Here is a 10,066-nt window from a genome sequence, read left to right on the forward strand (position 1 = left end):
TGACGAAGTCAGCTCAAAATATGGTTTTGAGGTTGTAGATGAAACTGACGAAGTCAGCTCAAAACATGGTTTTGAGGTTGTAGATGAAACTGACGAAGTCAGTAACCATACCTACGGCAAGGCGATGTTAATGCGGATTGAAGAGATTTTTGAAGAGTATAAATCTTCCTAGGATAAAGCAAAACGCCTAATATCAAGGGTTTTAAACACTTGATATTAGGCGTTTTCTGATGTTAAAGACTTTCTACCAGGTTTTTTGAAGCATAATTGTTAGTTGTAGTCATTTATTATTCTTCAAAGAAAAATGGTGGGGCGAATTTTTTCAGTTCTTCAAAGCACTTTTGAGCAGCATCTGCATCTTCACAGATGATAAGACAGACATCATCACCACAAAGGGTAGCGATAGCGTCAGGGAAGCTCAAAGCATCAATGATAGAACCAAAGGATTGAGCCAGTCCAGGAAGGGTTTTTAGTAGGACTTGGTGTTGAACTGGGCGCATCAAGACAAGGGCGTCTTCCATGTAGAGTTCGAGACGTTTTTCCCATTTTGAGATGGAACCATTGTTAAGAACATAATAAGCGCTATCTTCTTCGCGGACTTTTGATAGGTTCATATTTTTGATGTCGCGTGAGAGGGTTGCCTGGGTCACTTGAATGTCGTTCTCAGCAAGAAGGGACTGCAATTCAGCCTGTGTATGAATCTTGTTTTTTGCAACAAGAGCGCGTATGAGTTGGTGGCGGTGCTCTGATTTATTCATAATAATGTAACTCCTTTTAGCAAGGTATGGTAAGCGTGGACTGAGCGAGGTCGACAGTCAAGTAGTAGTCGGTATTGTCACGGATGGTGATTTCAAAGTCAGTCGTATAGAGGACTAAACGAAGAGTATCTCCTTCTTTTAGATTGTAAATAGTTGGTTGCAGTTCAAATTGCACATCCATCCATTCATCTGCAGTAATATCCTCTACTAACAGTAAATCATTTCTATTTTGTAAATTAAGGTAACCTTTTGTCACGACTCGTTGTGCATCTGGTCTAAATGGCAGTTCACAGAGATTTTCCAGCATATGATAGCGACCGTTGTCAATGGTTCTAGCACTTAAAACAGCTGGATAAGGCTGTAAGTATTTCTTTTGACCAAGTTCCAGTAATTGAGCAGATAAAAGCCCCTTGTTTGTGCTGGATTTGATACGAAGATTGAGCTGAGCGCGACCGTTCAGGTGGAGATCTTTAGTCACAGGCAGGTCAATAGTAATCTGATTAGCTTTCCCTTGATAGAGTTCCGTATTGAAGGTCTGGTAGGTCTTACCATAACGCTCAAAATCCTTATCTGGGTACTGGTTTTGAATAGCTTGCTCTTCTTGCCCAAGTGAGAAGGTTTCAAAGTTTTCTTGCTCACCAAAGTTATCAAGAGATAACCAAGTCTGAGGAGCAGTATTGTCCTGCCAGATAACGGTCGGAAGTTGAAAATCTGTATCTTGTCCCAGTAATTTCTTTGTCAACAAAGCATTCATGGACTCACGGAAATCAATGGACTGCCAGTTGTTCATATACACATGGGCGCCATTATGGAAAAAGAAATACTTATTTATATTAGTAGGAAGAGCATGGAACATCTGGTAAACATGAAGTGGTTTGACATTCCAATCCTGAGAACCATGGGTAAAGACAACCTCTGCCTTTACTTTATGGGCATTGAGCAGATAGTTGCGGTCATGCCAAAACTGGTTATAGTCGCCAGTCTTGCGATCCAGTTGCTCTTTCACTTTTTCTAAGTCAGCTTGGTGAGCTTCATTGCCACGGATATAGTCGCCAGCCAAGAGATTACGAGAGTAGGTTAGTTCAGCAAGGGAGTCAAAGTCCTCACCTGGATAGCCACCTGGGCTAGTCACCAGACCGTTTTCTCGGTAGTAGTTGTACCATGAAGAAATTCCAGCCTCAGCAATGATTACTTCTAAACCATCAACACCTGTAGTGGCAAGGCCGTTTGACATGGTACCTAGATAGGAAAGTCCAGTTGTAGCTACTTTTCCGTTTGACCAGTCAGCTTTGACTTGACGCTGGCGCGTATAATCGGTAAAGGCACGGCAACGGCCATTAAGCCAATCAATGACATTTTTATAAGCCTCGATTTGCTGGTAGTCGCCATTAGTCATGAAACCAGTAGAGTCTCTGGTACCAACACCTGAAACATAGAGATTGGCAAAACCTCGTGGAAGGAAGTAGTCGTTGAGTGTATAGCTAGAGTTGATGTGAGTTAGCTTTTCCTCAGCTTCAGCCACAAGCTCAGCTTGGCCTTGAGATTGGACGAGATTGAGTTGAGGTTCTTCTAGCTCAATCTTGTGAGCAGGTTTGACATCAAGCTCACCCTCCATCTTGTAGAGAGCCTTGTCGCTAGCCTTGTCATTTGTTCCCTGATGATAGGGACTGGCTGTCATGATAGCAGGGATTTGTCCCTCATAACGAGGACGAATAATGCTGACCTTGACTAAGTCTGGAAGTCCTTTTTGGTCAGTATCGACACGAGACTCAACGTAAACGACTTCACGAATGACATCATGACTGGAAAAGGTAGCCAAACTCTTGCCGTTAAAGTAGTGGTAGGTATTATCTTCAGGAATGAGACCATCACTTACCAGTTGATCAATCAGGAGATTTCCCTTTTTGGTACGAGTATTGAGTAACTGATAGAGATTTTCAATCAAATCACCATATACGATGGGAAAACCAGTTTCTTTACGGAAAACTTCACTGTCTTCGAAGTCAACCAAATAAGAAAAGCCTAAAAGTTGAAAGGCGACAGTATAAAAAATAGCTGCTGTCAAGTCTTTGTCAGATTTGAAAAAAGTTAATATGTTAGTTTCTTTGTCTATAGCCAAGCAGGAGAGTGGATAGTCGGTGTTCTCATAAGTGAAAAAAAAGCGACGTAAAAAAGTTTCCAGTAATTCCTTGGGATTGGCTGTGTTTTGTAAATTAAAGCCACATTTTTTTAGTTCAGATAAGATATTTTCTTTTGGGAAAGTGATATAACTATATTGATTAAAACGCATAGAACCTCCATATAGAATGATAGTTAAGGTTATTATATCAAAAAAAAAGCAGAAAGGGAATTGTTAACTGTAAAAGGAAATAATCTAATAAAAATGAATAAAGTGCTAAATTCAATATAGAGAACAGTGTAATAATAGATATAATGGGTATAATATAAAAATTCTAGGAGATTTATATTGTATGTTTTCTATTTTTTATATATAATATAGTATAAATATAAAAACGATGGCAAAAATACAAATGAATAGAAAGTAAATTAGTAAGCTGATGAAATTTTTCTCAAGAGAAGCCTTTTATAGGTGAAAATGGTATAATATAGTGAGAAGGATAGAGGAGAAGTGTAAATTGATCGCACAACTAGATACAAAAACAGTCTATAGTTTTATGGAAAGCGTCATTTCGATTGAAAAGTATGTGAGAGCAGCTAAAGAATTCGGCTACACTCATCTGGCTATAATGGATATTGACAATCTTTATGGTGCTTTTGACTTTCTAGAGGTTACAAAAAAATATGGCATTCATCCTTTATTAGGGCTTGAAATGACTGTGTTTGTGGATGCTCAGGAAGTGAATCTGCGCTTTTTAGCTTTATCTAGTGTGGGCTATCAGCAGTTGATGAAGCTTTCGACAGCCAAGATGCAGGGGGAGAAAAATTGGTCGGTTTTATCTCAGTACTTAAATGATATTGCGGTAATTGTGCCTTATTTTGATGGACTGGAGTCGTTAGAACTAGGCTGTGATTACTATATAGGGGTTTATCCGGAAACACCAGCAAGCGAATTTTATCATCCAATCTTGCCCCTCTATCGGGTCAATGCTTTTGAAAGCAGGGATAGAGAAGTTCTTCAAGTTTTAACAGCGATTAAAGAAAACCTACCGCTTAGAGAAGTTCCCTTGCGCTCACGACAAGATGTCCTTATATCAGCAAGTTCTTTAGAGAAATTATTCCTAGAACGATTTCCGCAAGCCTTAGACAATTTAGAAAAGCTGATTTCAGGCATTTCTTACGACTTGGATACGAGTCTGAAACTGCCTCGTTTTAACCCAGCTAGACCAGCAGTAGAAGAGTTGAGAGAACGCGCTGAGCTTGGGCTTGCTCAGAAGGGATTGACTAGTAAAGAATATCAAGACCGTCTAGACCAAGAATTGGCTGTTATTCATGATATGGGATTTGATGATTATTTCTTGGTTGTTTGGGATTTGTTGCGTTTTGGACGACTGAATGGCTACTATATGGGAATGGGAAGGGGTTCTGCAGTTGGTAGCTTGGTTTCTTATGCCTTAGATATTACAGGGATTGACCCAGTAGAGAAAAATCTGATTTTTGAACGCTTTCTCAATCGTGAACGCTATACCATGCCTGATATTGATATTGATATCCCAGATATTTATCGTCCAGATTTTATCAGATATGTTGGTAATAAATATGGCAGTAAACATGCGGCACAAATCGTTACTTTTTCTACCTTTGGTGCCAAGCAAGCTCTGCGTGATGTCTTGAAACGCTTTGGTGTTCCAGAGTATGAATTATCCGCAATTACCAAGAAAATCAGTTTCCGTGATAATCTCAAGTCAGCCTATGAGGGCAATCTCCAGTTTCGTCAGCAAATTAATAGTAAGTTAGAATACCAAAAAGCCTTTGAAATTGCCTGCAAGATTGAGGGGTATCCAAGACAAACCTCTGTCCATGCAGCTGGTGTTGTGATTAGCGACCAAGATTTGACCAATTACATTCCTCTAAAGCATGGTGATGAAATTCCACTGACTCAGTATGATGCTCATGGAGTTGAGGCTAGCGGTCTTTTGAAGATGGATTTTCTGGGACTGCGAAATTTGACCTTTGTTCAGAAAATGCAAGAGTTGCTTGCTGAAACAGAAGGGATTAAGATAGCTATCAACGAGATTGATTTGGAAGATAAAGAAACGTTAGCTTTATTTGCTTCTGGCAATACAAAAGGTATCTTTCAATTTGAACAACCTGGTGCCATTCGTCTGCTTAAGCGTGTGCAACCAGTCTGTTTTGAAGATGTCGTAGCGACTACTTCTCTAAATAGACCAGGTGCTAGTGATTATATCAATAATTTTGTGGCAAGAAAACATGGGCAGGAAGAAGTGACTGTTCTGGATCCAGTACTGGAGGATATTTTGGCTCCAACCTATGGTATCATGCTCTATCAGGAGCAGGTTATGCAGGTAGCTCAGCGGTTTGCTGGATTTAGTCTTGGGAAAGCCGATATTTTGCGTCGGGCTATGGGGAAAAAGGATGCTTCTGCCATGCATGAGATGAGAGCTTCCTTTATTCAAGGCTCCTTAGAAGCTGGTCATACTGTGGAAAAAGCAGAGCAGGTCTTTGATGTCATGGAGAAGTTTGCAGGTTATGGTTTTAACAGGTCACATGCCTATGCTTACTCAGCTTTGGCCTTCCAGTTGGCTTATTTCAAAACGCATTATCCAGCCATTTTTTATCAGGTCATGTTGAATTCTGCCAACAGTGATTACTTAATAGATGCACTTGAAGCAGGCTTTGAAGTGGCTCCTCTGTCCATCAACACCATTCCCTATCACGATAAAATTGCCAACAAGTCCATCTATCTAGGATTGAAATCGATTAAGGGAGTCAGTAATGATTTAGCTCTCTGGATTATTGAAAATAGACCCTATTCTAACATTGAAGATTTTATAGCTAAATTACCTGAGAATTATCTGAAACTACCTCTGCTAGAACCTTTGGTAAAAGTTGGTCTTTTTGATTTATTTGAAAAAAATCGTCAAAAAGTATTTAATAACTTAGCCAATCTATTTGAATTTGTGAAAGAGTTGGGAAGTTTATTTGGAGATACTATTTATAGTTGGCAGGAATCGGAGGATTGGACGGAACAAGAAAAATTCTATATGGAACAAGAGCTTTTAGGGATAGGTGTCAGCAAACATCCACTACAAACTATCGCAAGTAAAGCTATTTACCCAATTACCCCAATCGGAAATTTGTCAGAAAATAGCTATGCTATTATTTTGGTTGAAGTTCAGAAAATAAAAGTGATTCGTACCAAAAAGGGTGAAAATATGGCCTTCTTACAGGTAGATGATAGTAAGAAAAAATTGGACGTCACTTTCTTTTCAGACTTATATCGTCAGGTTGGACAGGAAATAAAAGAGGGAGCCTTCTACTATATAAAAGGAAAAATACAATCACGTGATGGCCGTCTGCAAATGATTGCACAAGAAATAAGAGAAGCAGTTGCTGAACGCTTTTGGATACAGGTGAAAAATCATGAATCGGATCAAGAAATTTCACGTATTTTAGAACAATTTAAAGGCTCAATCCCAGTCATCATCCGGTATGAGGAGGAACAGAAAACCATCGTTTCTCCCCATTATTTTGTAGTTAAATCTGATGAATTAGAGGAGAAATTGAATGAAATCGTTATGAAAACGATTTATCGCTAAAAATACGGAAAATAGAAGAATTTTAAAATCAAATGTGGTATAATCAAGAAGACTGTTAAAAGAAAAAGGAGCATAAACCAATATGAAACGTATTGCTGTTTTGACTAGTGGTGGAGACGCCCCTGGTATGAACGCTGCTATCCGTGCAGTTGTTCGTCAAGCAATTTCAGAAGGAATGGAAGTGTTTGGTATCTATGACGGATATGCTGGTATGGTTGCCGGTGAAATTCATCCCCTAGATGCAGCTTCAGTAGGAGACATCATTTCTCGTGGTGGTACTTTCCTTCACTCAGCTCGTTACCCAGAGTTCGCTCAACTTGAAGGGCAACTAAAAGGGATTGAGCAATTGAAAAAACACGGCATTGAAGGTGTAGTTGTTATCGGTGGAGACGGTTCTTACCACGGCGCTATGCGTTTGACTGAGCATGGTTTCCCTGCTATCGGTCTTCCAGGTACAATCGATAACGATATCGTTGGTACTGACTTTACAATCGGTTTTGACACAGCGGTTACAACTGCTATGGATGCTATTGATAAGATTCGTGATACATCATCAAGTCACCGTCGTACTTTTGTTATTGAAGTTATGGGACGTAACGCTGGTGATATCGCTCTTTGGGCTGGTATTGCAACTGGTGCAGATGAAATCATCATTCCTGAGGAAGGATTCAAGATTGAAGACATCGTAGAAAGCATTAAATGTGGTTATGAGTGTGGTAAAAAACACAATATCATCGTCTTAGCTGAAGGTGTGATGTCAGCAGCTGAATTTGGTCAAAAACTTAAAGAAGCTGGAGATACAAGCGACCTTCGTGTGACAGAACTTGGACATATTCAACGTGGTGGTTCTCCAACTGCGCGTGACCGTGTATTGGCGTCACGTATGGGTGCCCATGCTGTTAAACTTCTTAAAGAAGGTATTGGTGGTGTTGCGGTTGGTATCCGTAACGAGAAAATGGTTGAAAACCCAATTCTTGGAACGGCAGAAGAAGGAGCATTGTTTAGCCTTACTGCAGAAGGTAAGATTGTAGTTAACAACCCACACAAAGCCGATATTGAGCTATCTAGCTTGAATAAGAGCTTGTCATAATTTACAATTTAGTTAATAAGACCAAAAAGGTCATATCTATAAAGGAGTCACAAAAATCATGAACAAACGTGTAAAAATCGTTGCAACTTTGGGTCCTGCGGTAGAAATCCGTGGTGGTAAAAAATTCGGTGAGGACGGATACTGGGGTGAAAAACTTGATGTTGAAGCTTCAGCTAAAAACATTGCTCAATTGATTGAAGCTGGTGCTAACACATTCCGTTTCAACTTCTCACACGGTGACCACCAAGAACAAGGTGAGCGTATGGCAACTGTTAAACTTGCTGAAAAACTTGCAGGTAAAAAAGTTGGTTTCCTTCTTGATACAAAAGGACCAGAAATCCGTACAGAATTGTTCGAAGGTGAAGCTAAAGAGTATTCATACAAAACTGGTGAGAAAATCCGTGTTGCAACTAAACAAGGAATCAAATCAACTCGTGAAGTGATTGCATTGAACGTTGCTGGTGCTCTGGATATCTATGATGATGTTGAAGTTGGTCGTCAAGTGTTGGTTGACGACGGTAAACTTGGTCTTCGTGTGGTTGCTAAAGATGACGCAACTCGTGAATTTGAAGTGGAAGTTGAAAACGATGGTATCATCGCTAAACAAAAAGGTGTGAATATTCCTAACACTAAAATTCCTTTCCCAGCCCTTGCTGAACGTGATAACGACGATATCCGCTTTGGTCTTGAACAAGGTATCAACTTTATTGCGATTTCATTCGTACGTACTGCAAAAGACGTGAACGAAGTTCGTGCAATCTGTGAAGAAACTGGAAACGGGCATGTTCAATTGTTCGCTAAAATCGAAAATCAACAAGGTATCGATAACTTGGATGAAATCATCGAAGCAGCTGATGGTATCATGATCGCTCGTGGTGATATGGGTATCGAAGTACCATTCGAAATGGTTCCAGTTTACCAAAAAATGATTATCAAGAAAGTCAATGCTGCAGGTAAAGTTGTTATCACTGCAACAAACATGCTTGAAACAATGACTGAAAAACCACGTGCAACTCGTTCAGAAGTATCAGACGTATTCAACGCTGTTATCGACGGAACTGACGCTACAATGCTGTCAGGCGAGTCTGCAAACGGTAAATACCCACTCGAGTCAGTAACTACAATGGCTACAATAGACAAGAACGCTCAAACTCTTCTTAATGAATACGGACGTTTGGATTCAGATTCATTTGAACGTAACTCTAAGACAGAAGTAATGGCTTCAGCTGTTAAAGATGCTACTAACTCAATGGATATCAAATTGGTTGTAACTCTTACTAAGACAGGTCATACTGCACGTTTGATTTCTAAATACCGTCCAAATGCTGACATCTTAGCATTGACATTTGATGAATTGACAGAACGTGGATTGATGTTGAACTGGGGTGTTATCCCAATGTTGACAGATGCTCCATCTTCAACTGACGATATGTTCGAAATCGCTGAACGTAAAGCGGTAGAAGCAGGTCTCGTTGAGTCAGGCGATGATATCGTTATCGTTGCTGGTGTACCAGTAGGAGAAGCTGTTCGTACAAATACAATGCGTATCCGCACAGTACGTTAAGAAAAATATAAAAACCTATCATATCCAGCTTTAGAGCTTGTGTGATAGGCTTTTTTGGGCTCTTTGTCAACTGTAGTGGGTTGAAGTCAGCTAAGCTCGAGAAAGGACAAATTTTGTCCTTTCTTTTTTGATATTCAGAACGATAAAAATCCGTTTTTTGAAGTTTTCAAAGTTTCGAAAATCAAAGGCATTGCGCTTGATAAGTTTGATGAGATTATTGGTCGCTTCCAGTTTGGCGTTAGAATAGTGTAGTTGAAGGGCGTTGACAATCTTTTCTTTATCCTTGAGGAAGGTTTTAAAAACAGTCTGAAAAAGAGGATGAACCTGCTTTAGATTGTCCTCAATGAGTCCGAAAAATTTGTCAGGCTCTTTATTCTGGAAGTGAAAAAGTAAGAGCCGATAGAGATTATAGTGGTGTTTCAAGTCTTCTGAATAGCTCAAAAGCTTGTCAAGAATCTCTTTATTGGTCAAGTGAATACGAAAAGTAGGGCGATAAAAACGTTTATCACTCAATTTACGACTATCCTGTTGAATGAGCTTCCAGTAGCGCTTGATAGCCTTGTATTCATGAGATTTTCTATCGAATTGGTTCATGATTTGGACACGCACACGACTCATAGCACGGCTAAGATGTTGTACAATATGAAAGCGATCTAGAACGATTTTAGCATTCGGGAGTGAAACAGTCTGGGAGACTGTTTCAGCCTGAGCCTAGAAATTTGAAAGCGAATCTGTTTAGCCAAGGCATAATAAGGGCTAAACATATCCATAGTAATAATTTTGACGCGACATCGGACAGCTCTATCATACTTAAGAAAGTGATTACGAATGATAGCTTGTGTTCTTCCCTCAAGAACAGTGATGATATTGAGATTGTTAAAATCTTGCGTAATGAAGCTCATCTCCATCTCCCGAT

General features: G+C 39.7%; 5 protein-coding genes and 1 pseudogene. 3 read left to right on the forward strand and 3 right to left on the reverse strand.

The annotated features are described in order from the left end of the window. Positions 1 to 287 precede the first annotated feature (287 nt). Together HT701_RS01525 and HT701_RS01530 are read right to left on the reverse strand one after the other, a co-directional pair. Positions 288 to 758: an arginine repressor gene (locus HT701_RS01525; RefSeq protein ID WP_023934390.1), complete on the reverse strand. Its 471-nt coding sequence runs from the start codon at positions 756 to 758 to the stop codon at positions 288 to 290. A gap of 16 nt (positions 759 to 774) precedes the next feature. Next, positions 775 to 3,048: a Xaa-Pro dipeptidyl-peptidase gene (locus HT701_RS01530; RefSeq protein WP_119920044.1), complete on the reverse strand. Its 2,274-nt coding sequence runs from the start codon at positions 3,046 to 3,048 to the stop codon at positions 775 to 777. Positions 3,049 to 3,394: 346 nt separating this feature from the next. Here HT701_RS01530 and HT701_RS01535 point away from each other — a divergent pair, with 346 nt between their 5' ends. The 3 genes from HT701_RS01535 (at position 3,395) to pyk (ending at position 9,150) form a co-directional block, all read left to right on the forward strand. Further along, positions 3,395 to 6,496 carry a DNA polymerase III subunit alpha gene (locus HT701_RS01535; protein WP_165852399.1) on the forward strand — a complete coding sequence of 1,034 codons (3,102 nt, stop codon included), beginning with the start codon at positions 3,395 to 3,397 and terminating at the stop codon, positions 6,494 to 6,496. An 82-nt stretch (positions 6,497 to 6,578) separates the two neighbouring features. After that, the gene (pfkA, locus tag HT701_RS01540) at positions 6,579 to 7,586 is read left to right on the forward strand and encodes a 6-phosphofructokinase (protein ID WP_000820864.1); all 1,008 of its coding nucleotides are present in this window, start codon (positions 6,579 to 6,581) and stop codon (positions 7,584 to 7,586) included. A gap of 58 nt (positions 7,587 to 7,644) precedes the next feature. After that, complete coding sequence (gene pyk, locus HT701_RS01545; protein WP_001042822.1) at positions 7,645 to 9,150, forward strand: pyruvate kinase; 1,506 nt, start codon at positions 7,645 to 7,647, stop codon at positions 9,148 to 9,150. Positions 9,151 to 9,240: 90 nt separating this feature from the next. Here the strand turns inward: pyk and HT701_RS01550 are convergent. Continuing rightward, positions 9,241 to 10,066, reverse strand: a pseudogene (locus HT701_RS01550) (transposase); the annotation flags it as partial.

The organism is Streptococcus sp. 10824 (assembly GCF_013276595.1).
In the GTDB taxonomy this organism is placed as follows: domain Bacteria; phylum Bacillota; class Bacilli; order Lactobacillales; family Streptococcaceae; genus Streptococcus; species Streptococcus pseudopneumoniae.

Coding starts and splice junctions, on each gene's coding strand:
- HT701_RS01525 (WP_023934390.1), bottom strand. CDS start 758: ATGAATAAATCAGAGCACCGCCACCAACTCATACGCGCTCTTGTTGCA.
- HT701_RS01530 (WP_119920044.1), bottom strand. CDS start 3,048: ATGCGTTTTAATCAATATAGTTATATCACTTTCCCAAAAGAAAATATC.
- pfkA (WP_000820864.1), top strand. CDS start 6,579: ATGAAACGTATTGCTGTTTTGACTAGTGGTGGAGACGCCCCTGGTATG.
- pyk (WP_001042822.1), top strand. CDS start 7,645: ATGAACAAACGTGTAAAAATCGTTGCAACTTTGGGTCCTGCGGTAGAA.